21 protein-coding genes, 1 tRNA gene and 1 pseudogene are annotated in these 23,307 nt (G+C 61.5%); 6 read left to right on the top strand and 17 right to left on the bottom strand.

What is annotated here, in order from left to right; genetic code table 11:
* Nucleotides 1-172 precede the first annotated feature (172 nt).
* The 3 genes from NE852_RS07810 (at nucleotide 173) to NE852_RS07800 (ending at nucleotide 1,938) form a co-directional block, all read left to right on the top strand.
* Nucleotides 173-1,354 (top strand): ROK family transcriptional regulator, encoded by a 1,182-nt coding sequence (locus NE852_RS07810; RefSeq protein ID WP_008522036.1) that lies wholly within the window; start codon nucleotides 173-175, stop codon nucleotides 1,352-1,354.
* A gap of 82 nt (nucleotides 1,355-1,436) precedes the next feature.
* The gene (locus tag NE852_RS07805; RefSeq protein WP_008522038.1) at nucleotides 1,437-1,730 is read left to right on the top strand and encodes a RodZ family helix-turn-helix domain-containing protein; all 294 of its coding nucleotides are present in this window, start codon (nucleotides 1,437-1,439) and stop codon (nucleotides 1,728-1,730) included.
* Between the two features lie 58 nt (nucleotides 1,731-1,788).
* The gene (locus NE852_RS07800; RefSeq protein WP_258156375.1) at nucleotides 1,789-1,938 is read left to right on the top strand and encodes a hypothetical protein; all 150 of its coding nucleotides are present in this window, start codon (nucleotides 1,789-1,791) and stop codon (nucleotides 1,936-1,938) included.
* A gap of 3 nt (nucleotides 1,939-1,941) precedes the next feature.
* Here NE852_RS07800 and NE852_RS07795 read toward each other — a convergent pair whose 3' ends face one another.
* The 9 genes from NE852_RS07795 to bcsN form a co-directional block, all read right to left on the bottom strand.
* Nucleotides 1,942-2,154 (bottom strand): hypothetical protein, encoded by a 213-nt coding sequence (locus NE852_RS07795; RefSeq protein WP_037170563.1) that lies wholly within the window; start codon nucleotides 2,152-2,154, stop codon nucleotides 1,942-1,944.
* A 375-nt stretch (nucleotides 2,155-2,529) separates the two neighbouring features.
* Entirely contained in the window at nucleotides 2,530-2,751 is a 222-nt protein-coding gene (locus tag NE852_RS07790) for a hypothetical protein (RefSeq protein ID WP_008522054.1), read from the bottom strand.
* A gap of 240 nt (nucleotides 2,752-2,991) precedes the next feature.
* Nucleotides 2,992-3,068, bottom strand: a tRNA-Pro gene (locus NE852_RS07785).
* A gap of 97 nt (nucleotides 3,069-3,165) precedes the next feature.
* The gene (locus NE852_RS07780; protein WP_008522056.1) at nucleotides 3,166-3,834 is read right to left on the bottom strand and encodes an HAD family hydrolase; all 669 of its coding nucleotides are present in this window, start codon (nucleotides 3,832-3,834) and stop codon (nucleotides 3,166-3,168) included.
* Between the two features lie 75 nt (nucleotides 3,835-3,909).
* Entirely contained in the window at nucleotides 3,910-6,285 is a 2,376-nt protein-coding gene (locus tag NE852_RS07775; RefSeq protein ID WP_258156374.1) for a cellulose synthase, read from the bottom strand.
* Nucleotides 6,282-7,328 (bottom strand): glycosyl hydrolase family 8, encoded by a 1,047-nt coding sequence (locus NE852_RS07770; protein WP_037170564.1) that lies wholly within the window; start codon nucleotides 7,326-7,328, stop codon nucleotides 6,282-6,284. Before NE852_RS07770 ends, NE852_RS07775 begins: the two co-directional genes overlap by 4 nt.
* Nucleotides 7,325-9,772, bottom strand: a complete 2,448-nt coding sequence (locus tag NE852_RS07765; RefSeq protein WP_258156373.1) for a cellulose biosynthesis cyclic di-GMP-binding regulatory protein BcsB — start codon at nucleotides 9,770-9,772, stop codon at nucleotides 7,325-7,327. Before NE852_RS07765 ends, NE852_RS07770 begins: the two co-directional genes overlap by 4 nt.
* On the bottom strand, nucleotides 9,769-11,961 hold the full coding sequence (bcsA, locus tag NE852_RS07760; protein WP_008522080.1) for a UDP-forming cellulose synthase catalytic subunit: 2,193 nt from the start codon (nucleotides 11,959-11,961) through the stop codon (nucleotides 9,769-9,771). Before bcsA ends, NE852_RS07765 begins: the two co-directional genes overlap by 4 nt.
* 56 nt (nucleotides 11,962-12,017) lie before the next feature.
* A complete protein-coding gene (gene bcsN / locus NE852_RS07755) occupies nucleotides 12,018-12,998 on the bottom strand; it encodes a cellulose biosynthesis protein BcsN (RefSeq protein ID WP_008522082.1) in 981 nt (326 codons plus the stop codon).
* A 393-nt stretch (nucleotides 12,999-13,391) separates the two neighbouring features.
* On the opposite strand from bcsN, the gene NE852_RS07750 reads away from it, so the two are divergent.
* Entirely contained in the window at nucleotides 13,392-13,706 is a 315-nt protein-coding gene (locus NE852_RS07750; protein ID WP_008522084.1) for a DUF1236 domain-containing protein, read from the top strand.
* A 39-nt stretch (nucleotides 13,707-13,745) separates the two neighbouring features.
* Here the strand turns inward: NE852_RS07750 and NE852_RS07745 are convergent, their stop codons facing one another.
* Nucleotides 13,746-15,392 (bottom strand): response regulator, encoded by a 1,647-nt coding sequence (locus NE852_RS07745; RefSeq protein ID WP_258156372.1) that lies wholly within the window; start codon nucleotides 15,390-15,392, stop codon nucleotides 13,746-13,748.
* 168 nt (nucleotides 15,393-15,560) lie between these two features.
* Between NE852_RS07745 and NE852_RS07740 the strand changes: the two genes are divergently transcribed.
* On the top strand, nucleotides 15,561-15,905 hold the full coding sequence (locus tag NE852_RS07740) for a response regulator (RefSeq protein WP_037170565.1): 345 nt from the start codon (nucleotides 15,561-15,563) through the stop codon (nucleotides 15,903-15,905).
* Between the two features lie 13 nt (nucleotides 15,906-15,918).
* On the opposite strand, the gene NE852_RS07735 is transcribed toward NE852_RS07740, so the two are convergent.
* The 6 genes and pseudogenes from NE852_RS07735 to NE852_RS07710 all read right to left on the bottom strand — a co-directional run bounded on the left by NE852_RS07735 (nucleotide 15,919) and on the right by NE852_RS07710 (nucleotide 20,347).
* Nucleotides 15,919-16,461: a MerR family transcriptional regulator gene (locus NE852_RS07735; protein ID WP_037170566.1), complete on the bottom strand. Its 543-nt coding sequence runs from the start codon at nucleotides 16,459-16,461 to the stop codon at nucleotides 15,919-15,921.
* Between the two features lie 149 nt (nucleotides 16,462-16,610).
* On the bottom strand, nucleotides 16,611-16,949 hold the full coding sequence (locus tag NE852_RS07730) for an integration host factor subunit alpha (protein ID WP_008522090.1): 339 nt from the start codon (nucleotides 16,947-16,949) through the stop codon (nucleotides 16,611-16,613).
* Nucleotides 16,950-17,055: 106 nt separating this feature from the next.
* Nucleotides 17,056-18,027 (bottom strand): beta-ketoacyl-ACP synthase III, encoded by a 972-nt coding sequence (locus NE852_RS07725; RefSeq protein ID WP_008522091.1) that lies wholly within the window; start codon nucleotides 18,025-18,027, stop codon nucleotides 17,056-17,058.
* Nucleotides 18,028-18,047: 20 nt separating this feature from the next.
* A complete protein-coding gene (gene plsX, locus NE852_RS07720; protein WP_008522093.1) occupies nucleotides 18,048-19,094 on the bottom strand; it encodes a phosphate acyltransferase PlsX in 1,047 nt (348 codons plus the stop codon).
* Nucleotides 19,095-19,191: 97 nt separating this feature from the next.
* The gene (locus tag NE852_RS07715; RefSeq protein WP_008522094.1) at nucleotides 19,192-19,746 is read right to left on the bottom strand and encodes a DUF177 domain-containing protein; all 555 of its coding nucleotides are present in this window, start codon (nucleotides 19,744-19,746) and stop codon (nucleotides 19,192-19,194) included.
* Between the two features lie 11 nt (nucleotides 19,747-19,757).
* A pseudogene (locus NE852_RS07710) lies at nucleotides 19,758-20,347 on the bottom strand (ubiquinol-cytochrome C chaperone family protein).
* Between the two features lie 188 nt (nucleotides 20,348-20,535).
* Here NE852_RS07710 and NE852_RS07705 point away from each other — a divergent pair.
* Nucleotides 20,536-21,069 carry an outer membrane protein assembly factor BamE gene (locus tag NE852_RS07705; RefSeq protein WP_008522098.1) on the top strand — a complete coding sequence of 178 codons (534 nt, stop codon included), beginning with the start codon at nucleotides 20,536-20,538 and terminating at the stop codon, nucleotides 21,067-21,069.
* 97 nt (nucleotides 21,070-21,166) lie between these two features.
* Here the strand turns inward: NE852_RS07705 and NE852_RS07700 are convergent, their stop codons facing one another.
* Nucleotides 21,167-23,305 (bottom strand): sodium-translocating pyrophosphatase, encoded by a 2,139-nt coding sequence (locus NE852_RS07700; protein ID WP_258156371.1) that lies wholly within the window; start codon nucleotides 23,303-23,305, stop codon nucleotides 21,167-21,169.
* Nucleotides 23,306-23,307: the final 2 nt, after the last annotated feature.

Here is a 23,307-nt window from a genome sequence, read left to right as displayed (position 1 = left end):
ATCGCGCATTGCATCGCACGTTTATCCCAGCCTACAGACGGCCTCCCATTTGTCAAGGACATAGACAAATTGTTAGTCCCGGTGTATGGAATTCCAAATTGTCGCGATAATTGTGGCTCCGCATGGCCCCAATTAAGTATGCGCTCCGAACTAATTGGAACGAGCTAGCCGGATGGCAATGACATCGCCCGTCACACAGACTCCCATCGCACGTAAGATTTCAACCAATGCCGTGATCAGAACCGTCCTGGCAAACGGGTCGATCTCCCGCGCCGATATCGCCAAGCTGACCGGCTTGTCGAAACAGACGATTTCCGATGTCGTGCGCGGCCTTGAGGATGACGGATGGCTGAAACCTGTCGGTCGGACCGATGGTCGCCCGGGCAGGAATGCGATCACCTACGAAATCAATGCCAGCGCGGGGCTGGCTGTTTCCATCGATCTGGGGGGCACCAAGATCGCTGCTGCCATCTGCGATCTGTTGGGAAATGTGGTTGCCGAAACCAAAATATCCACCGACCCTCGCGGCGGCACGCATCTCGTCAATCAGTTCAGCGACGCTATCGTCGAACTCGCGCTTGCGGCCGGAACGACCGCTGACAAGCTCCGTCTCGTCGTTTTAGGCAGTCCCGGCGTGCTCGATCCAGCTACCGGACATATCAACGTCGCGCCGAACATCCCCGGCGTCGACGCGATGGATCTGCGGCAAGTTTTCAGCGACAGAATGGGTATACCCGTGATCGTCGAAAACGACGTCAACCTCGCTGCGCAAGGGGAGAAATGGCGGGGACATGGTGTCGAAACCGACAATTTTGCCTTCATTGCCCTCGGAACCGGTGTCGGCATGGGCATTATCGCCAACGGAGCCCTATTGCGCGGCGCGCGCGGTGCGGCCGGAGAGATCGCCTATCTTCCGATCGGGGGGGATGCTTTTGACCCCGGCGGATTTACTCTCGGAACGTTCGAGAGCGCGGTTGGCAGCGTCGCGATGCTCCGCCGCTACATTGGCTTTGGCGGACGGAACGCATCCACGGTGGCCGATCTCTTTGCCGCATTCAATGCAGGAGAAACGAGTGCTGAGGCCGCGATCGAAGAGACCGCGAGGCTGGTGGCCGTCGCCATTGCCGCCATCGGAGCCACTCTCGACCCTGAACTGGTGATCATCGGCGGCAGCATTGGCGCAAGATCAGAACTTGTAGACGCGATCCGGCGCTTTCTGCCGCGTTGTACACCTTACCCGCCGCGTATCGAGATCAGCCGTTTCGGCAGCCGGGCCGCTCTCATGGGTGGAGTGGGGATCGCGGTCGAGCGCATGCATGACGATCTGTTTGGTGTAAAGCTGCGGGAAGTCTGAAGAATGCATGCAGCAGCAGTACGTTCGCCAATGAATCGCTACACCACTTGAGAAGCGCTGCAAATGCGCTAGATTTTCGACCATGATAACGGCAACGCAGATACGCGGCGCGCGCGCCATGATCGGAATGAGTCTCGAAGAGCTCGCCGCCGCAAGCGGCCTGCCGGTCGAGACCTTGACGGCGCTGGAAACCGGCGATTTCACGGGCGAGCTGCACGCGCTGTTCGACGTGCGCAACGCTCTCGAGGCACACGGCATCATCTTCCTGTCCAGTGGCAATCAGGACGAAGGCGGTCCCGGGATCCGGCTGCGTGCCCGCACCTCCAGCGACGACGGCATACGGCCGGAAAACCTCAACGCCGCCAACGACGACTGAGGGAACCAATTGGCCGCCAAGGCGTTTTCGCTGTCCCATCACAAATCGGGGCAGCCTCTTGAACCGCAGCAATAGTCTCTACGTCATCATCGCCGTTCTTGTCGTCGCCGTCATCGGCCTCGGCGCCTATGTCTTCCACGAGGAAAGCAAGCCGCAGGGGGTCGAACTCAGCATCGACAAGAACGGTGTGTCGATCGAGCAGAATTGAAGGTTAGAGATAGGTTTTTGCAAGGTCGGCGAGTTTGCCGCTGTCCTTTACGCCTTGCCTGTAGAGCTGGATGATGACCGCCCCGATCCGCTCGGCTTCCGGTGTCGTCTTGAGAAGGCCGCGTTCGTCGCAAACCTTGTCTAGCACTTGCGAAAGCAAATCGAGATCTTCCGAAAATAGCGGTAAATCATGGGGGTGAATTGACGATCGCAGCATCACGCCACAGCTCCCTCCGAGGGCAGACGCATTCACCGCCTGCATCGTCGGCCGCCCTCCACAACCGACAATAAAGTCATTATGCGCGAGCGCCTGAATTTTAGCAACGGCGCAAATTCTATGGAACAATATTTTGTCTCAGGCGTTAAGGCGCGTTTCGCGGCAGGATTAACAAGTGCAGACGCGAGCGAAGAGCGCTTGCCCTCCCCCGCGCGAATCCCTTCGTCAACGGCAACGGCAGCCTGCCCGTTCTCACCGATTTATCCGAAGAGATGGCCGGCCAAGTGCGGGCGCGATCATCCTTCGTTACGTTTGCGAAGACGGACGCGTTTCGCGAGCGCTAAGCGCTACGCACTTTGGCGCGACATGCTCCAGCTAGCTGTTGCGCCGGCTACCCGAGGCTGCGACCTGAAAAGGCATGAAGCCCTCCGTGATCACCTTGGCGCTGATCTCGATGACCCGCTCCTCGGCGAGTTCCGCGAGCGCCAGGGCAACATCGCCCTCCGACCAGCCGGCTTTGACCGCCTCGTCCGACAGAGCTTGGAACGCGCTGGCGAGACTCTGCCTGCAAGTTACATTCTGCTTAATATCGGCCATGCGCTCGCACTAGGCTATCTGTGACAGGGATAATGTCAATCTACACGTATTCGCGAGAATGCGAAGCGGTTTCAGATTACTTTCAATCCAAAACTGGGGCATTCAACTAATAAACTGGTATAGCCTTAACAAAAAGCAACAAGCACTTCACACTCCAATTGAAGGAGTGCCAAAATGAACTAAGGGATTTTCTTGCGACTACACCCTGGGGGAGCATTTCATCGCATTGTTTATTTTAAATGGTCGGGGCGACTGGACTTGAACCAGCGACCCCTTGACCCCCAGTCAAGTGCGCTACCGGGCTGCGCTACGCCCCGACCTGCCGAAACGGCTTGCTTCGTTTAGTTTTTCAGCGCGTGCAATGCAAGCGGAAAAAGCCTGCCTCCAAGAAAAAGAGACACTTGGCAGTGACGCTCAGACGCTTGCCAGCATCAACCGGCCATCAGCGGTTTGGCGAGGTTGCCATGTCTCATAATTGGCGATCGAAAAATGCGGTGTTTCGAAGGGTGTCGTGTGGGTTTCGGTGATGACGGTCACGTCGGCGCCGGCAGCCTCCCCGGCGAGAATGCCGGCGACGGCATCTTCGAAGACCAGGCATCTCGACGGATCGACACCGAGGCGGCTTGCGCCGAGCAGGTAGCCTTCGGGGCTGGGTTTGCCTGACTTGACCTCGCCACCGCTGACGATGACCTTCGGCATCGGAATGCCGGCAGCGGCCATTCGGCGCCTGGCGAGTTCGATCGGGGCCGAGGTTACGATTGCCCATCGTCCATCGGGAATGGCTTCGAGGAAGCGGACGGCGCCGGGGATTTCGACGATGCCGGTGACATCCTCCATCTCCTCGGCGAGGAGCAGGTCCGCTTCGTGGGCCGGATCGACGCCGGGCAGGCCCAGCCCGCGGATGACATCGCTGGCGCGAATGCCGTGAATCGTCTTCAGGAAAACCTCCGGCTCGAAGCCGTGGCGCCTTGCCCATTCGCTCCAGACACGTTCGACGACGGCGATGGAATTCAGCAGCGTTCCATCCATGTCGAAGAGGAAAGCATCATAAGACCTGTCGCGGATATCATGGAGAGTGGACACGGGTTTCTCCTTACGGGCGTGAGGCCGGGGCGCCTCCACGCAGGCGAGTAGCTGAGAGCAGCGGCAGCGTCAACGTCAGTCGTTGACGTCGGGGTGGGTGATCTTGCGCAGGTCGGCGAGGCCGCGTGTTGCATCGCGGCTGCCGGTTGCGGCGGCGGCTTCGAAGATGCGGCCCGCATCGTCGTACATTTTGAGATTGAGATAGCTGTAGCCACGCAGGACCATCAGGTCGATGCGCTCCTGCTGCAGCTGAGCGCGCTGATCGAGATAGATGAGGGTTTCGCGGTAACGCCCGGCGTCGAAGGCCGAAAGCGCGCGGTCGGCGAGGATCGCCACCTGCAGTTCGGCAGCGCGCTGGCGGTTCTGCGGCGCCTTGGTGGCCGCCACGGCGGCATTGCTGGAAAGGCCGGCGCGCAGATAGGCGAGGCTCTGACCATAGGCAGCGTCCTCACGAACCTTGCGGACCGGGCTCTGCAGAGCCGCCTCGAAGGCCGCAATTGCCTCCATCGGCCGATTGATATCCATCAGGCACCAACCACGCGACAGCGCATCGGCCGGGCTGAGTTGCCCGGCATCGAGGGTCGTCGAGCAGCCGCGCGTCTGGCGCGGGCCACGCTCGATGGTGACCGTCTGCATCGCGGGCTTCGATGGGCGAACGGCGGCTTCCGATCCCGGCCGCACCTCGGTACGACGCTCGACCGGATGCGGTTCATCCGCGACAGGACGCTGCGGCGGCAGGGTCGACGGCCGGGAAGCGGGTTGCTGCGGAGTGGCCTCACCCTTTTCCAGCGGCGACGTGACGGCATTCATCGCCTGCGACGAGGTGTCTTCGAGATTGGCGATCCGGGCCGACCGGCCGACCCAAGCCTGCTGGATGTCGCGCACGCCCTTGCGGTCGCCCAACTGTTCGCGGGTGACGACAAGGCCATAGGCGGATGGTTCGTCGTCAGGCTTCCACGCAAGCGCCGTCTCGAACCAGCGGGCGGCGGTCTGAAACTGGTTGAGAGAGCGGGCATACCAGCCGAACTGCTGGGCCGTCGGCACATATTTACGGGCGATGACTTCCACGGCGATGCGGTGCAGCACGTCTTCGCTCAGATCGGCCGGCGGCTGCAGCGCCATCACGTTGGCGGTGGCGGCGAGATAGGTGGCGGTCGCATCCTCGGAATCCGCGCGCCAGCGGAACATGACGTCCTCGGCCTCCACAGGCGCCTTGCGGGCGATCAGCGCCAGCGCCAGTCCCTGCGACGCGATTGCCGAATCCTCCTTGGCGCGGGCGGCCCGGAACCACTTCTCGGCATCGGCGTCGTTGTTGCGACGAAGCTGATACCAGCCGAGCAACAGCGCATCGGAGGCAAGCCCTTCAGTTCCCACAAGTTTTTCGATGCGGGCGACATAATCTGGCGCAACGGCAAGATTCGGGTCTTCATTGCCTTCAGCCATGAAGCGCCGCGCAAGATTGTCGCGGATCGCGTCGAATTCCTTGCTGCCGTCGGCTGCAGGCTTTTCCAGCGCGAGCAGTGCCTGCATCGGCTGGTAGCCAAGCAGCGTCGAGGCCTTTTCGACCGTCGCCTGCCGCTCGGCGGGATTGGTGCAGTTCTTCAGGATATAAGTGTAAGCATCCTGGCCGCGCTGCGCCCTCTTCGTGTGAATGAAGGCTTCGGCGACACGCCAGAGAACGTCGACCTCGCTGCAGGTGAGCAGGCTCGGGGTCGCGGCACCGATGTCGACTACCGTCGCATATTGCTTGAGGTCCGAAGCGTTGACGAGACGTGCGCGAGCTTCGGCGACATCGAGCCGGTCAAGCAGATCTGCTGGCGGCTGCCAACCTGCATCCGTTGCCTGGCGGTCGGCGATCGCCTTGCGCAGCTCCGCATAGCGGCTATCGGAATAAAGCTTCCACATGGCTTCGAGCTGCTTGTCGCCATTCTGCGGCACGGCGAGCGGATCGGCCGGCGGGACCCAGTTCGGGTAGAGCGCCTGCAGGCGGGAGATTTCGGCCTGCAGGCGCACCTTGTCGCCGCGGCTCGCGAAATAACGAAGCGCACTTTCATCGACGGCAGGCTGCGGCTGTGCCGCCGCTTGCTGCTGTGCCGGCGGCTCGGAAACGATGGGCGGGGTGACCGGCGTCGGCTGGGCCGCCGTTTGCGGCGCGGCCGGTTGTTGTGCCTCGGGCTGCGGCGCGGCGGTCTTCGGTTCAACCGTAACCGGTTCGGACGGCGGCGAGGAGGTGATCGCCTCGATCCTGTCGGCGACTGTCTGCACATTGAAATCCGGATCGGCGGCAGGAACCTCCGTCGGCTTGATGCGTCCCACCATCATCAACTCCGGCGCCGGCTTGGCGCCAGAGGCGAGACCGAACCTCTCCTGCAAGGCGGCACGGTCCCTCAGCCCGGTGACGAGGGTCCCGACCACGACTGCCGCTGAAATCGCCACGAGAGAAGACTTCACAGACACTCCGGATGCTTCTCCCCGATATAAGCCAGCCCCAGCAGCTGAAGCGTGGACGGATAATAGAGCTTGGGCGCAAATTGCAGGGCGGAGACCGGAAGCTTGGTCCCGTCGACTACACAGGCCACAACATCGTTAACAATTCGATAACCGGGGTCCGACAGCACGGTCTTCGGCCGGCCGGTGGTCAGGTCGACGGTAGCGAGGACACCACCTTGCGATATTCCCTGCCGCAAGCGGGTCAGCAGCGCCTTGTCGCTGACGCCCCCGCGGACGAGATAGAGCGGAATACGGATGGAGTTATAGGCGAATTCGGCATCGAAACCCTCTGCCGGCTGCGGCTTGCCGTGCAGACTTACCCATTCGGCCGGAAGTTTGCGTGGGCCGAACTGCATGGCGCTCAACAACGCCACGCCGTCTTCCGACAACTTCTTCCACTGATCCGACGGAGCAAGCGCCGCCATCACGGGGATAGCCTCGTAAACCCAGTAGGACGGGTTCACGACGGGACCGTCGTCGCGGTCGGCAGCGGCAAAGCCGTCGGTCCCCGGCATCAGCAGGGTCCGGTCGCCGGAACGGACCACGGTTTTGGCAAGCAGCGCCTGCGCCATCCGGGAGGCGGCGACGATATAGTCCTCGCGTTTCCACGCCGTGCCGGCAAGCGCCAGCGCATAGGCGATCAGCATATCGCCATCGGAGGCATTATTGGTGTCGGTGACGTGCGGCTTGACGTTCGGATCCCATTTCCACACCGCCAGGCCATCGTCGCGCAGCAGCAGCTCAGTGCGGGTGAAATACCAGATCTGCTCGAAATCGGCGGGGTTCGCCGAGAGATAGGCAAGCAGCATGCCGTAGCCCTGCCCCTCGCTGTGGCTGATATTGCCATTGCCATTATCGATGATGCGGCCGCTCGCATCGAGAAACTTCGCCTTGTAGGCGGACCATGCGCCGGCATTGATCATCGCCTGCTGCGCGATGGCAGGCGAGCCCGCGGGGGCGAGCGCGACCATTGCCGCCAGCATGAGCGCGCGCCACCTCCTCACTTCGACCGACCCAGTTTTCTCAGCATGCTCGCCGTGGTGAGGCCGATCAGCAGCAGGAAGACGACGAGCAGGAAAGCGTAGGAAAGAATATTTGTCGACAGCCAGTTGGCGGCGATCAGACGGTAATTGCCGATCGACCACGGAACGGAAGGCACGAAATCGAAGCGGGTGACGGGCACCGTCTCGATCTTTCCGGTCTTGCTCGAATAGGTGGTGATGTGGCCCGCGATCTGCGGCCAGTTCGATTGCGCGGTCACGACCTCGAGCCCTTCGCGCAAATCCTTCGCCGACGGCGCCGTCACCAAGGTCCATGAACCGCCTCCCGTAGGGCTGGAGCCTTGGGCGACCAGAAGCGTGGCGGCGTTGGACGGTGTGAAAATCTCCTCGGCGCCGGGGACGAATTGCAGCGAACTGCGGGAAATATCGAAGTTGCGCCAGAGCCAATCGCGGAAGGCGGTGATCCGGCTGCGCAATACACCACCGCCGACCTTGGAATTCCATTGCTCGAAGGCCGTGCCGGTATCGACGACGCCGGTTTGCGCATCGACGACCGGACGCCACGATGCCTGGCTGGCCGTGGAGATATTGGCCTGCGTCAGCGCGGTTGCCGGCATCTGCGAGATCGAGCCGATGAAGATAGCGTCATGATCGCCGATCGTATTCGGCGAGGCGACGGTTTCGACGGGGATCGGATGGCCGGCCATGATCGCCATCTGACCGAGCAGCGTGGCGGCGGCCGAAAGCGTGTCGGCATCGACGCGGTCGATGAAGAGCGGCGTCGGCTCCGCGGACCGCCCATAGGGATAGCCGGTACCGGCCATGGCAGCCAGATTCGGCCGCTGACCGACGCGGGCGAAATCGGGAATGTGCAATTCGGATGTGTCGAACAGGGCAAAGCGCGGATTGGCACCGGCGGTCGCCCCGGGCGCGCAAGCCGCATCGTCCTTGGTCATCAGGATCGCCTCGATCGCCACCGAATTGAGACCGGGCTTGAAGTGCCGCATCGTCACGCGGATCGGCAGATGACGCAGGATGCCGCCCGTGGTCGTGGTGATCGGCACGGTGGAAGCGATGTTGTCGTTGACGTAGATGTCGATGTGGCTACCGGGCAGCACGTTATCGGTGTAGGCGGCGTCGAGCAGCACCTTCGCCTCGCCGTAGGCATTGGCATAAAAATCGGCCGGCACGGCGACATTGAAGCTGGTACGGAACCGCCGGCCCGAAAACTCGGTGGTCTTCACGCCGAGTTGGGACAGAGCGATGTTCGTATCGGAAAAGACGAGCGGCGCGTTCGGTGCGCTCCAGCGCTCGGTGGTCAGCGCGTCGCGACGGATATCCTGGGATCTGTCCGTCGGCGAGACGATGGTATCGATCGCCGAGGAGACGGCCTGCCAGGAAGGGCCGCTGATGAGAAGCACCGGCGAACCGCTGCGCGGATCGGTGACGAACGCGGCCAGTGCCGCGCTTTCGGCGCCCGGCGGCAAGCCGGGGAAAAGCGGCCTCAATTCCGCCGCGGTACCGACGAGCACGCTGAGCTTGCCCGGCCCGGCGGCCGGAAGCGAATCGGTGCTGAAGGCGAAGATCTGGTTCGGCATGCTGCTCAGCACCGATAGGCCCTGCGCAAGCCGCAGCAGCGGCTTGGTGGTTCCGGGCTGTTCCAGCGCCGGAACAACGATGTCAAACTCGGTCTTGCCGGCGCCATCGACGCCGATCGCGCGGACGGCGTCCGCACTTGCCAACTGGGCGGCATCGCTGTCGGCGAAACGCAGATAGGTTCCAGCCGGATCGATGTTCGACCACAATTCGTAGGTGGATTGAATGCTGCAATCGGTGCGGTGGCGCTGGTCGGCCTCGAAGGTGACGACGTTGGCGCCCGGCTGCAACAGACCGGAGGGAACTTCGAAGGTGACGGCGGTCGGTCCATCCGGAGAGCCGATACGCTGCTGGCCGATCGGACGATTATTGAGATAGACGGTCAGCGCGGACGCTTCGGGCGCAACGACGATCGAATTCTGGTAGGCGAAGGTAAAGCTTGCCTTGGCCGCCGCCTGTTCCGGTGTCAGATAAACGGACCACGAACGCCGGTCGTATTCGCCGCTGAGACTGAGGTTCGAAAAGGGCAGCACGTAGCGACGGGCATCGCCGGCGCGCGGTGGCGCAGCTGCATTTGCCTCGACGGTAGGCTGGGATGCGGGCATGGTCGTCTGCGGCGGCACGGCGACCGGCGGCGCGGGCACAGCCGGAGCGGCAGGCGCGGGTGTGACCGAAACAGGAGGCGTGACGGGAGCCGGCGCGGTGGCGGCAGGCGGGGCGGCCGGCGTCAATCGCGGGGTAGCGGGCGCGCCGGGCGGCCGCTCGCCGGACATGTCGAAAGGCGATGTCTGCGCCTGGGCGAACGCAGAAGCATTTAGCAGGAGAAGCGAGGCAGCGAGGATTGTTCTCATCCGGCGTTGACCTTTGCCGCCTGCTGCTGCGCTTCCCGCTCCGGCCGCATACTGCGGAAGAAATAAACGAGGCCGCGGCTAGTCTGATAGAACGACAGGCCGAGGAACCAGATGGTGCCGCGGATGAGACCGGGGTTGCGGCGGCGTGACGTCTGGAACTGCGTCCACTGGTCGGAATTGGCGAACATCAGATCGGCGATCAGACGATGGTCAAGCGCGCTTTTCGGCACGTATTGGCAACCGAGATTGGTGATGTCGCCTGATGGCTCGATGTTGCGCACGATGAGCGGCAGCGTTTCCATATCCGCGCCGCTATAGGGCTGGAAGCGGATCTCGCCCGGCACGCCGACCACCAGTTCGTCGAGGTGCTTGTTGAAGATGTGAAGCCTGGCGCCATGGACGGAGACATCCTCGATCGAGGCTGCGTACGACTTGCCGTTGGCAGCGAATTCGCAGCGCCGGTTGACGCGGACGCGGCGGGACAAGGCGCGCTCGCCGCGCTCCGACACGACGCCGAGCGCGCAGCCGGCCATGATCAGGTTGATGACGTTCCATCCACCAACGACGAGCGTGACGTCGGCCTTATAGGGCTCGGCATAGATCCTGTAGATGGTGATGACGAGCGCGATGATCTGCACTGCAAAGATGACGAAGAACGGACGGCTGATTTCCGACAGGCGGCTGACGGCGATCGATTCGTCCTTGGCGGTGACCTTGAAGGTCGGCTTCCTCGGATTGAGCATGACCGAGACGACGGCCGGCAGCAGATGCACGGTCTGGACATATTCGTAGAGCTCGGAAATCCACGGCCACCGGAACGACCCGTAGAGGTAGTTCTGCATCATCAGGTTCACGAGCATATAGGCAAGCGTATAGGCAAGGAATTCGCCGCCAGAGGCGGTGAAGATTTCCAGATCGAAGAACAGGTAGAAGAGCGGCGCAAACAGGAAGATCGTGCGGGGGAACGGAAAGAGCCAGAAAAGCGTCGAGGACATGTAGCAGAGGCGCTGCGGGATCGAGAGCCCGCGCTTCAGAAGCGGGAAACGGAAGCGCAGGATCTGCATCATGCCCTGCGCCCATCGGCTACGCTGGCCGATGAAGCTTGCGAAGGTGGCCGGCTGCAGACCGGCGATCAGGGGCTTGTCGACATAGATGCTGTTCCAGCCGCTGCCGTGGAGCGCCAGCGCCGTCTCGCAATCCTCGGTGATGCTGATGCCGGAAAAGCCGTTCTGGGATTCGAGTGCCCTGCGGCTCAGAACCGCGGCCGAACCGCAGAAGAAGGCAGCGTTCCACTTATCGAGGCCGCGCTGGATGATGCCGTAGAACATCTCGTTCTCGCTCGGCATCCTATCGAAGGTGCGCAGATTGCGCTCCAGCGGATCGGGATTGATGAAGAAGTGCGGGGTCTGGACGAGAAAGAGCTTCGGATCGTCATCGAAGTAACCGACCGTCTCGAGCAGGAAATCGCGGGCCGGCGCGTGGTCCGCGTCGAAGACGGCGATGAGTTCACCGGTCGAATGCTTCATGCCGTTGTTGAGATTGCCGGCCTTGGCGTGCTCGTTGCGGTCGCGCGTGAGGTATTTGACGTCGAGATCCTCGCAGAGCTGCTTCAGCTCGATATGGCGGGCGGCAGCAGCCTGTGCCTCGAGCAGCTTGCCCGAATTGCGCTTCTGCAAAGTACCGCCATCGTCGAGCAGCCAGACATGCAGCTTCTCAGCCGGATAATCCATCGCCTTCGCGGCGGCCAGCGTGTTTCCAAGAAGACCGGCATCCTCGTTGTAGGATGGCACGAAGACGTCGACATGTGGGAAACGCTCGTTCTTGGCCGCCCGCGAGGGCCGCGACGGCAGCGGTGTGGCGACGATGAAGAGGCTGAGCGCCAGCATTGCGACGCTATACATTTCAGCAAGATAGAGCAGCAGGCCGGGGATGAAGTTTTCCGGCTGGTTCACCGGCGGCAGCGTGTTTGTGGTGCGCCAGTAGACATAGCGCAGCACGATCGAAGTGCCGAAAGCGAGCGCCACTAGGCGCCACGTTCCCTCGCCTTTCAGAATCTTGATGAGCGCCATGACGGTCACGACAGTGATGCTGGTGATGAGCTGGGTCTGCAAATTGACCGGCAGCGTGATCAGCACGATCATGCAGAGCGAAACCACGGCCCATATGATGACACTGCGGGCTTTGCGCATAGACGTTCCTTCGAAATTGCTCAACCGGGACACCGTGGGCGTTCCGGGCATGCTTATTATCTCCGGCAGACGGCTGTCATGGCCGCGTCGCCTACGCAGTCCGGCGACGGCACGGCGGCACCGATCGCCCTTGCTGATTGATCGTCCGGCCCGGCTGCTGCCGCGTCCGGCTTTGCGTTCGTCTGAGGTGTCTCGCCAGGCAGCGGCACACGCGGGCCAACCGGTGCCGGCAGCGGCGCGACGCCTTGAACTGGCGCGGCCGAGGCGCTGCGAACAAGAGCGGCGCGTGGCCGGCTGACAACGGCAGGCGCAGGCTCGTAACCGATCGGCATCGGGCTGGCGCGATAACCGCCCTCGTCGGGGTAGATCGGCTGACCGGAGCCTCCGAGTGCTGCGTCGGCGGGGGGCGCGTGGCCGTACGGGTTCCAGATCTCACCGTCGAAGGTGCCGGTGACGGTGTAGCCGTAGACGATACCGAGCAACTGACGCTCGCTCGCCCTGGCGTCACAAAGACGCAGGCGCAGCTGGATCATGCCGAAATTGCGCGCCTGAGTATTGGCGGCGACGCTCGAACGGATCTGCTGCCAGGCATAGATGCACGTGTCGCCGGCACGGCTAACGCCGGACGCGTAACCGAAGGGACCATAGCTGTTCTGCAGGAAGGTTGCGGATGTCGCCATTGGAACGCCCGGGGCCGAACGTGCCACCTCGCGGGCAATTCCACTCTCGTTGATCATGCTGAAGCCCGCATCGCCCGTGCCAGGATTTGCCCCGGAGGCCCCGAAGAACTGGACTTTCAGGAAATTCTGGCCAGGCACGGAGGATGAGGTAAATAGTGAGATGTTCTGCTCGACGCCATTGCCACGCTTGCGCTCGACGACGCTGACGATCGACGGACCTCCCGGCGGCGGCAGGACCAGCGCCTTTTCGGGCGCCACTGTCTCCGGCCCGGAAGGCTGACGCACACCGCCTGTCGATGTGCAGCCGGCCATCATGCCGGCCACGGCCACCAGCGATATCGTCTTACGCAAGTGCATGTTTCGAGCCGCCGCAATCGTCTTTCCAGATATCCATTCGCAAGCCGAAACGCGAGGGATCTTCGAATCAACGACCAGCAGGCCGTTCAGCTGACATAAACCGCCAACATGGTTAACGAAACGTAAAGAACCGAGTCCTGGCATCACCGGAAGAACCCGTGGACATTGTTCGGACGCTCAACCGTATGATGCACAAAACGATTCGCCAACAACTCAATCGTTCTCTCCCCGCGTTTGTCTCATCGGCAATGGCCGAAGCACGCGCGTCGGTAAGAGGGGAATTTCGACTGCCAAGCATCGACAAGCCCATCCGCGCTGCGAAAGGCAGACACGGGAACTATGCAGCATTGTCCGCGTTGCGTTGATGTCTGGGGCTGGAAAAGGAGAACTCCCATGCACAAGATCATGCTGGCCGCAGCAGCAATGCTGACCATCAGCTCCGCCGCCTTCGCGCAGAGCACCGTCATCGTCACCGATCCTGCACCGACAGGCTCGGTCGTACTGCCTGGTGAGGTGCGCACATATGTGATGGAGCAAAACACACCGTCTGTCGTCTATGACGGCGATATCACGGTCGGCGTAACGCTGCCGGATACAGTCGAAGTGCATAGGGTGCCGAATGTCGACAGCTATGCCTATACCGTCGTCAACAACCGGCGCGTGATCGTCGAGCCGCAAACGCACCGCGTGATCCAGGTCCTGGAATAACGCGATCAAAGCCTGTGAGCGTGCGGCCGCCTTGCGGCCTCACGTCCGCTCGCCTTCCCTTCTCGCAGGCGCATTGAGAAGCTCGCGGATCTTGTGGGCGAGCTGCTCGAGGCTGAAGGGCTTGGCGAGCAGGGAAACGCCGTGATCAAGCACGCCGTTGTGAACGATGGCATTTCGGGTGTAGCCCGTTGTGTAGAGGATCCTGATTGCCGGCCATTTTTGCTGAACGATATCGGCAAGCTGGCGTCCGCTCATCTGCGGCATGACGATATCGGTGAAGATCAGGTCGACGGCCGCATTCTGCTCCAGAAGGACAAGCGCCTCCATGCCGCTTGCCGCTTCCAATACGGTGTAGCCGAGTTCATGCAGGCTTTCGGCGGTCATGCTGCGGACGTGCTCATCATCCTCCACCACCAAAATCGTATCGTTGACGCTACCCTGGGGGATTGGGTGGGCGCCCACAGCGCTCAACCGAGGATCCGTTACGCCGACATGACGGGGAAGATAGATCTTCACCGTCGTGCCCCTGTCGATCTCCGAATAGATCTTGATGTGGCCGCCGCTCTGCTTGATGTAGCCGTAGACCTGGCTGAGGCCGAGACCGGTACCCTTGCCAGGTCCCTTGGTCGTATAGAACGGGTCGAAGGCGCGGTCGATGACTTCGGGCGACATGCCGGTACCGGTGTCGGTGATGCTGATCATCACATACTGGCCGGCCTCGACCTCGGAATGCATGCGCGCATATCGCTCGTCGAGTTCAGTATTGGCGGTCTCGATGGTCAGATGGCCGCCGCCGGGCATGGCGTCGCGGGCATTGACGGCAAGGTTCAGAATGGAGTTTTCGAGTTGGCTGAGATCGGCAAAGCTCTGCCAGAGACCGCCGGCAAGAACGGTCTCTATCCGGATCTGCTCGCCGAGGGTGCGCCGCAGCAGCTCCGACATGCCGCCGACCAGTTTATTGGCGTCGATGATCTCCGGGGCAAGCGGCTGCTGGCGTGAGAAGGCGAGAAGACGGGCGGTCAACACGGCCGCCCTTTGTGCGCCGTCCCTGGCATTCTGGATCGAATTCAGCAGGCGAGGATCCTCGTTTCCGGTCATGCGCCGCTGAGCGAGGTCGAGGCTGCCGATGATGATTGCCAGCATATTGTTGAAATCATGAGCGACGCCGCCGGTCAGTTGGCCGATCGTCTCCATCTTCTGCAATTGGCGGACCTGCGCCTGGGCGGCGGCATTCTCGTTCATCTCATGCTTGAGCTCGGCGGTACGCTCGGCAACCGTTTGTTCCAGGCGGGTATTGAAGCTGTTGAGCTCGCTGCGAAGGCGGCTCTGCCTGGAATGGGCGACGATGATCATCTCCATCAGCCCGACGATGATCCCCGCATTGACGAGATAGGTCGACAGGCCGATCCATTGCCCGGCGCTGACCGGCCAGAAGACATTGTGAGGTTCGACGAAAAACTGCTGGACGATGAAGCCGGCGACCACGGCCGCGAGAAGGCCCGGTCCCGCGCCACCGATGAAACTCGCGAGCAATATCGCCGGGAGGAAGCTCAGGAAGGGAAAACCGGAAAGATAGTCACTGGCTGCAATCCTTAGAAGAAAGGTCAAGCCAACCGCGACAAGCGCCAGCGGATATGTGTAACCGGGCCTGTGACGCAACCAGTCCGTGGCACTCAGCAAATCCATCCCAGGCCTCTTTCCCTCCGCTTCAGAAACGGTATCCCAGCTTTTGCACATCGAATTTCACCCGGCAATATGCTCTTTCTCACACGTCGGGGCAGCATGTCTTGACGAGCGCCAGCTGCGGTCCACATAAGCTTGATGCCCGGCAAGGGGAAATGGGTGAACGTGACCATGAAAGACATCTTCATCGTCGAGGACGATACGCTGATTGCCATGCTGCTCGAGGACATGCTCGGCGATCTCGGCTATCGGGTCTGCGCAAGCGCGCCCGACCTGGAACGGGCGCTGGCAACCGCCAAGGACTCGGAGTTCGACGCAGCTATTCTCGACGTCTCTCTTGCCGGCCACAGTTCGCTGCCGGTCGCAAAGCTGCTCGACGAACGCGGCAAACCCTATCTCTACGCGACGGGATATGGCAGCGCCCCCGAAGGCAGTACAGGCACACAGTCCGTGCTGCGGAAACCCTTTCAGCTCAGCGAACTCGAACAGGCGATGAAGCGGCTGACGCAAGCCTGACCTGCGTTCCAGCTCAGCGTACCTGGTCGAGCAGGCGCTTGCATTCCAGGAGATCGTAGAGCGCCTCCTGCAGCAGCGCCCTGTCTTCCTTGCCGACACTCGACTTGCCGATGGAAACCTCCGGCTGGTCGTCGTCGCCGGCGACAAAATTGAAAAATCGGCGGGTGATCGGCGGCTTCGCGCGGCCGACGATCTGATCTTCCTCGGCCATGCCGACACGCGGTTCGCCGACGCCCGCCTCCTGCACGCCCGACGCCAGCGCCTCGACGCTGGCGAGATCGCCGTGGCCGACCGATATGACGAATTTATTGCCGTTGGTCTTCAGAAGCTTCTGAACGCCCTTGATCGTGTAGCCGTGATCATAGAGCAAATGCCGGATACCCTTGAGGAGATCCACGTCCTCCGGCCGATAATAGCGACGGCCGCCGCCGCGCTTCATCGGCTTTATCTGGGGAAAACGCGTCTCCCAGAAGCGCAGCACATGCTGCGGCAGATCAAGATCGTCTGCGACTTCGCTGATGGTGCGAAAGGCATCGGGGCTCTTGTCCAACGTCATACTGCTACGCGACCTCGCGGCTCGATCCAACGGCGACTCATCATATTTCAAAGGTTTGGCGCCGACAATTCAAGTCATGTCTTGGCGTTGCGCACAAGCAAGGACGGCGTGCGAGGGAAAAAATGTCGTTCCTAAACGGGAAAGCGGTATCAGGAAGCCGGATTCTGCGGCTTCAGCTTGACCTTGCGAGAAACATGGGCCTTGAGGATGCGCGTCTTGAGCACATTCGACGCCTTGAAGGTCATGACGCGACGGGGGGAGATCGGAACCTCCTCGCCGGTTTTCGGGTTGCGGCCGATCCGCTCGTTCTTGTCGCGCACCTGAAAGGTTGCAAAGGACGAAAGCTTGACGGTTTCGCCACGCACGATGGCGTTGCAGATTTCATCGATGACGGTTTCGACCAGCTCAGCGGATTCGGTCCGGGAAAGCCCAACCTTTCGGAAAACGGATTCCGCCAGGTCTGCTCGCGTCACTGTTTTTCCGGTCATGGTTTCCCCGCCCATTACAAAATATTTTGTGAAAGCGAACGAAGAGTATTTGTCTTGCGCCTTACGGTCAAGCTCTTGTTCGCCGCCAGTTTTTTAGGATTCGTGCTTACCAGCGCAGCAGAACGGCGCCCCAGGTGAAGCCGCCGCCCATCGCTTCGAGCATCACCAGGTCGCCCTTCTTGATGCGGCCGTCGCCGGCAGCAGTCGCCAGGGCCAACGGGATCGAAGCGGCCGACGTATTGCCGTGCAGGTCGACGGTAACGACGACCTTCTCCGCATCGATGTTCAGCTTCTTCGCCGAACCGTCGATGATGCGCCGATTGGCCTGGTGCGGCACCAGCCAGTCGAGGTCTTCGGCGGTGGTACCGGTCGAATCGAAGGCGGCCTGAATGACATCGGTGATCATGCCGACAGCATATTTGAAGACCTCACGGCCTTCCATGCGCAGCTTGCCGACGGTGCCGGTCGACGACGGGCCGCCATCGACAAAAAGCTTGTCCTTGTGCGAGCCGTCCGAGCGCAGATGCGCGGTCAACACGCCGCGGTCGGAGGACGTGCCCTCGCCTTCGGCAGCTTCGAGTACGATCGCGCCTGCGCCGTCGCCGAAAAGTACACAGGTGGTGCGGTCGTTCCAGTCGAGAATACGCGAAAAGGTTTCAGCACCGACGACAAGAACGCGCTTTGCAAGCCCGCCGCGGATATAGGCATCCGCCGTCGTGACCGCATAGACGAAACCGGTGCAGACAGCCTGGACGTCGAAAGCGAAGCCATGGCTCATGCCGAGGCGGTTCTGGATATTGACCGAGGTCGCCGGAAAGGTGTTGTCGGGCGTCGAGGTGGCACAGATGACGAGATCGATATCCGCCGGCGTCAGGCCGCCATTGGCAAGCGCCGCGCGCGCGGCCGCCTCGCCGAGCGATGCCGTTGTCTCGTCATCGCCGGCGATATAACGCTGCCGAATGCCGGTGCGCTGGACGATCCATTCGTCCGACGTATCGACGATAGCCTCCATGTCGCGATTGGTCATCACGCGCTTCGGAAGTGCGGCTCCGAACCCGCGAACCACTGAACGGATCATATTCGATTGAACCCCGTAGCTCATGCCGCTTCCGGGCCTATGGGAGGCAGCCGCTTGGCATGATATTTCTTAAGATCGTTTTCTATTTTCTGATTGAGGCCGTTCTTAGCCATGTCGTAGCCGACTTCGATGGCGGCTGCGATGCCTTCCGCATTGGCCCCGCCATGGCTCTTGATGACGATGCCGTTCAGGCCGAGGAAGACGCCGCCATTGACCTTGCTCGGATCGAGCTTCTCGCGAAGCATGTCGAAGGCGCTCTTGGCGAAAAGGTAGCCGATGCGCGCGAGCAGGGTGCGCGACATGGCGGCACGCAGATATTCGGCGATCTGCTTGGCGGTACCTTCGGCCGTCTTGAGCGCGATATTACCGGAGAATCCTTCGGTCACGACGACGTCGACCGTGCCCTTGCCAAGATCATTGCCCTCGACGAAGCCGGAATATTCGAGCGAATCGATGTTCGCCTCACGCAGCAGCCGGCCGGCCTCCTTGACCTCTTCCTGGCCTTTCACCTCTTCGACGCCGACGTTCAGAAGACCGATCGTCGGACGTTCGATCTCGAAAAGCGCGCGCGCCATGGCACCGCCCATCAGAGCGAAATCCATCAATTGCTGCGCATCGGCGCCGATCGTCGCACCGACGTCGAGCACGATGCTCTCGCCCTTCAGCGTCGGCCAGATCGCCGCAATCGCCGGGCGCTCGATGTTGGCCATGGTGCGAAGACAGAACTTCGCCATCGCCATCAGGGCGCCGGTATTGCCGGCCGAGACCGCGACATCGGCATCGCCCGTCTTCACCGCCTCGATCGAACGCCACATGGTGGAGATATAACGGCCGCGGCGCAGTGCCTGGCTCGGCTTCTCCTCCATGCTGACGGCGAGCTCGCAATCGTGAAAGACCGATTTTTCCCTGAGTTTCGGGAACTTGGCGAGAACCGGTTCGCATTGTTCCTTGAGGCCGTAGAAAACGAAGGAAATATCCGGATGCCGATCCAGCGCTTTGGCGGCACCGGGGATGACAACCTGGGGACCAAAGTCGCCACCCATGAGGTCGATAGATATTCTGATCACGCGTCCCTGATCCTTCTTTTCGCCGAGGGCGAAATTTCGGCCAAAATACCGGTTTTGGCGTCGCTTACAACTGAATAGTATCAAATGCCAGCGAAGCTTAGTCCTTTTTCCAGTCCTTGAGGGCCGCGAAAGCGGAGGGCTTTTTATCGTTCTCGCCGCTATCCTCGATATGGCCGGCGAATTCGACACCCTCCTTGCGCGGATAGGGGTCGATCGCAAGAGCCGCGAATTCGGCAACCACCTCTCCGGCGTCGATCGTATCGCCTACGAAGGTCTCGGGCAGATCAGGACCGTCGGGATCAAGCAGCATCTCGCCGGCGTCATTGCCCGGCTGGCGGGCGAGCTTGGAACCCTCCGGCACGAAAATCTGCTCAAAATTCTCGTCGATCGCAGCTTCGACGGGTTCCAGCGTCACGACGCAGGACTGGACAATCTTCGCCTGCACGCGGCCTTTGACGCGAACGCCGTCACGCTTCCAGCGGGCAATCTGCAGGTCGGCGTGCAGACCGTCGACGGAAACGACGCTCCAGGCCTTCGCAAGCGCCTTCAGTTCGTTGTCGTCGGCCTCGATATGGACTTCGACGGGATTGGCCGAGATATGGCCGACCTTGACGTGATAGGAGAAGGGAACTTCGTCCCGATCGTGCTTCATTGCTTGCTCCTTCAGGCAACAGGCGGGAGCGTTGCCGAACCGGTGGCCATCACCTCTTCCGGAACAACAGACAGATGGGATTCCGCAGCCATCATCCATCCGGCAAGGCCGGACATGTCGGCCGGCGTCGTGGTTTCGGGGTAGATATTGCGCGTCAGTGCAAGAGCAAGCGCTTCGGCATCACCGGCATCCATTGCCTTCGAATAGGCTTCGAGCCGGCCGTAAAACATGCCGGCGAGCTTCTTCATGCGCTTCGGCACGCTGTTGTCGCCGATGCCGAGCTCGCGAATCGAATAGTCGATATCCTGGAAGAAGGCGTCGACGATCTCCTGGGCTATCTCCTGACCACTTACGGCAGAAGCCCGTGTGCGGCGAAAAAACAAAATCATGGCAATCGACAGCATCTCGAAACGGCCCATGACCGTGTCCGGCACATTCAGCCTGATATAGAGTTCGGGCATGCGCGCGGCCGCTGTCAGCGCCGCATATTGCCTGTCAACGATCGCCTGATTGTTGTTTTTCTTACGGAACAGCCCGAAGATCATGTTTTTTCCGGAAATGCCTCATTCTTCGCGCCGGCTGGCGTCCGGCCTTGTTGCATGATTTCGAAAGCTGGTTTACCGAAGCAGGCGCGAATTGCAATGCTGATCGTGACCAGTTTCGGGACGGCGCCCCTCAAGACGCCGGCGAGCCGAATTCGGGACATTCGACTCGGAATGGCCACAATGGTTTTGCAGGAGGGAAGCGTGCAAGGCCCCAAATGGCTGCTATCGACACTCAAGGGAGTAAATGTCGTTGAAGAAACGGTATTTCAAGTCTGACATGAAATTCTTCAGCAGCGCGGCCATTGCCTTCATAATCGCCTCCACATCAGCACTTTCGGGCTGCCAGACGAGCACGGTGCTTAATGGCGGCTACATCGTCGACCAGCAGTCGCTGAACCTGGTACCTGAAGGCTCCAGCCGCGAGCAGGTGCTGCTTTCGCTCGGCACGCCGTCGACGACGGCAACTTTTGATGGCGAAGTTTTCTATTACATCTCGCAGCGGCGCTCACGCGCCGTCGCCTTCCAGAAACTGAAGGTCGTCGACCAGAGCATTCTGGCCGTCTATTTCGACAAGAACGGCGTCGTCACCCGCCGCGCCAACTACGCGCTGCAGGACGGCAAGGTGTTCGACACGATCTCGCGCGTCACGCCGACCGGCGGCAAGGAACTCACCTTCCTGCAGCAGATGCTCTCCGGCGGCAGCGCCGCAAGCGCCGCGCGCAGCCTGTTCGGCGGTGGCGCCGGCGGCACGCCGCAGAATCCGAGCAGCCTGCGCTGATCGGACATGTCTTCAACGAAAAACCCGCCGGATCGCTCCGGCGGGTTTTTCAATGGTCACGGCGCCGCGGCGAACCGCAGCGCCTGGGCTCTACCGATCAGCCGGCAAGAATGGCAAGCAGCAGCAGCGCGACGATATTGGTGATCTTGATCGCCGGGTTGACGGCTGGGCCGGCGGTATCCTTGTAGGGATCGCCGACCGTATCGCCGGTGACGGATGCCTTGTGCGCATCCGAACCCTTCATGTGACGCACGCCGTCCTTGTCGACGAAACCGTCCTCGAAGCTCTTCTTGGCATTGTCCCAGGCGCCCCCACCTGATGTCATCGAAATGGCGACGAAGAGGCCATTGATGATGACGCCGAGTAGCGATGCGCCGAGAGCGGCAAAGGCCGAGGCCTTGGAACCGGAAATGAGCAGCACGCCGAAATAGACGATGACGGGTGCCAACACGGGCAGCAGCGACGGCACGATCATCTCGCGAATGGCTGCCTTGGTCAGAAGGTCGACGGCCTTGCCGTAGTCCGGCTTCTCCGTGCCCTGCATGATGCCCGGCTTTGCCTTGAACTGACGGCGCACCTCCTCGACGATCGAGCCGGCGGCGCGGCCGACGGCGGTCATGGCGATGCCGCCGAAGAGATAGGGGATCAAACCGCCGAACAGCAGGCCGGCGACGACGTAGGGGTTCGACAGCTCGAAGGAGATCGCGCCGATATTGGCGAAGTATGGATATTGATCGCCATGGGCCGCGAAATATTGCAGGTCGTTGGCGTAGGCGGCAAACAGCACCAGCGCACCGAGACCGGCCGAACCGATCGCATAGCCCTTGGTCACGGCCTTGGTAGTGTTGCCGACGGCGTCGAGCGCGTCGGTCGATTTGCGCACTTCCGGCGGAAGATGCGACATTTCCGCGATGCCACCGGCATTGTCGGTGACGGGCCCGAAGGCGTCCAGCGCAACGATCATGCCGGCAAGGCCGAGCATGGCGGTGACCGCAATGCCGGTGCCGAAGAGGCCGCCGAGCTGGTAGGTGGCCAGAATGCCGCCGACGATGACGATGGCCGGCAGGGCCGTCGATTCCAGCGAAACCGCCAGACCCTGGATGACGTTGGTGCCATGGCCGGTTACCGACGACTGGGCGATCGAAACGACCGGGCGCTTGCCGGTACCGGTGTAATATTCGGTAATGACGACGATCAGAGCGGTAACGACGAGGCCGACGAGACCGCAGATGAAGAGGTTCGTACCCGATATGTCGGCGCCGGCTACGGTGCCGAGCGAACCCCAGCCGACCGTCAGCGAGGTGGCCGCGCCGAGTCCGATGATGGACAGCAGGCCGGTGACGATCAGGCCCTTGTAGAGTGCACCCATGATCGAGCCGTTCGAGCCGAGCTTGACGAAGAAGGTGCCGATGATCGAGGTGATGATGCAAGCCCCGCAGATCGCCAGCGGATAGATCATCGCGGACTGGAGGATCGGCGCGCCGGCAAAGAAGATCGCGGCGAGAACCATGGTGGCGACGACCGAGACCGCATAGGTCTCGAACAGGTCGGCTGCCATGCCGGCGCAGTCGCCGACATTGTCGCCGACGTTGTCGGCAATCGTTGCCGGGTTGCGCGGATCGTCTTCGGGAATGCCGGCTTCCACCTTGCCAACGAGATCGCCGCCGACATCGGCGCCCTTGGTGAAGATGCCACCGCCGAGACGGGCGAAGATCGAGATCAGCGAGGCGCCAAAGCCGAGCGCCACGAGCGCATCGATGACTTCGCGCGAGCCGCTCTCATGTCCGAGCCCGAAGGTCAAAAATGTATAGTAGATGGAGACGCCGAGCAGCGCGAGACCCGCCACCAGCATGCCGGTGATGGCGCCCGATTTGAAGGCGATGTCGAGGCCGGCGGAAAGGCTGGCGGAAGCAGCCTGCGCGGTGCGCACGTTGGCACGGACGGAGACGTGCATGCCGATGAAACCGGCAGCGCCCGATAGTACGGCACCGATCAGGAAACCGATGGCGGCCGTTGCGGAAAGAAGCAGCCATGCCGCGATGAAAACAACAACGCCGACAATGGCAATGGTCTTATACTGGCGGGTCAGATAGGCCTGAGCGCCTTCGCGGATATAACCCGCGATCTCCTGCATGCGGCTGTTGCCCTGATCGGCGGCAAGCACCGACCGGGTTGCCCAGGCGGCATAGGCCACCGAGAGCAGACCGCATGCAATTACGCATAAAAGAATGGTCATTT

It is taken from the genome of Rhizobium sp. Pop5, assembly GCF_024721175.1.
GTDB lineage: Bacteria > Pseudomonadota > Alphaproteobacteria > Rhizobiales > Rhizobiaceae > Rhizobium.
This window is presented reverse-complemented; position numbering and strand designations above follow the sequence as displayed.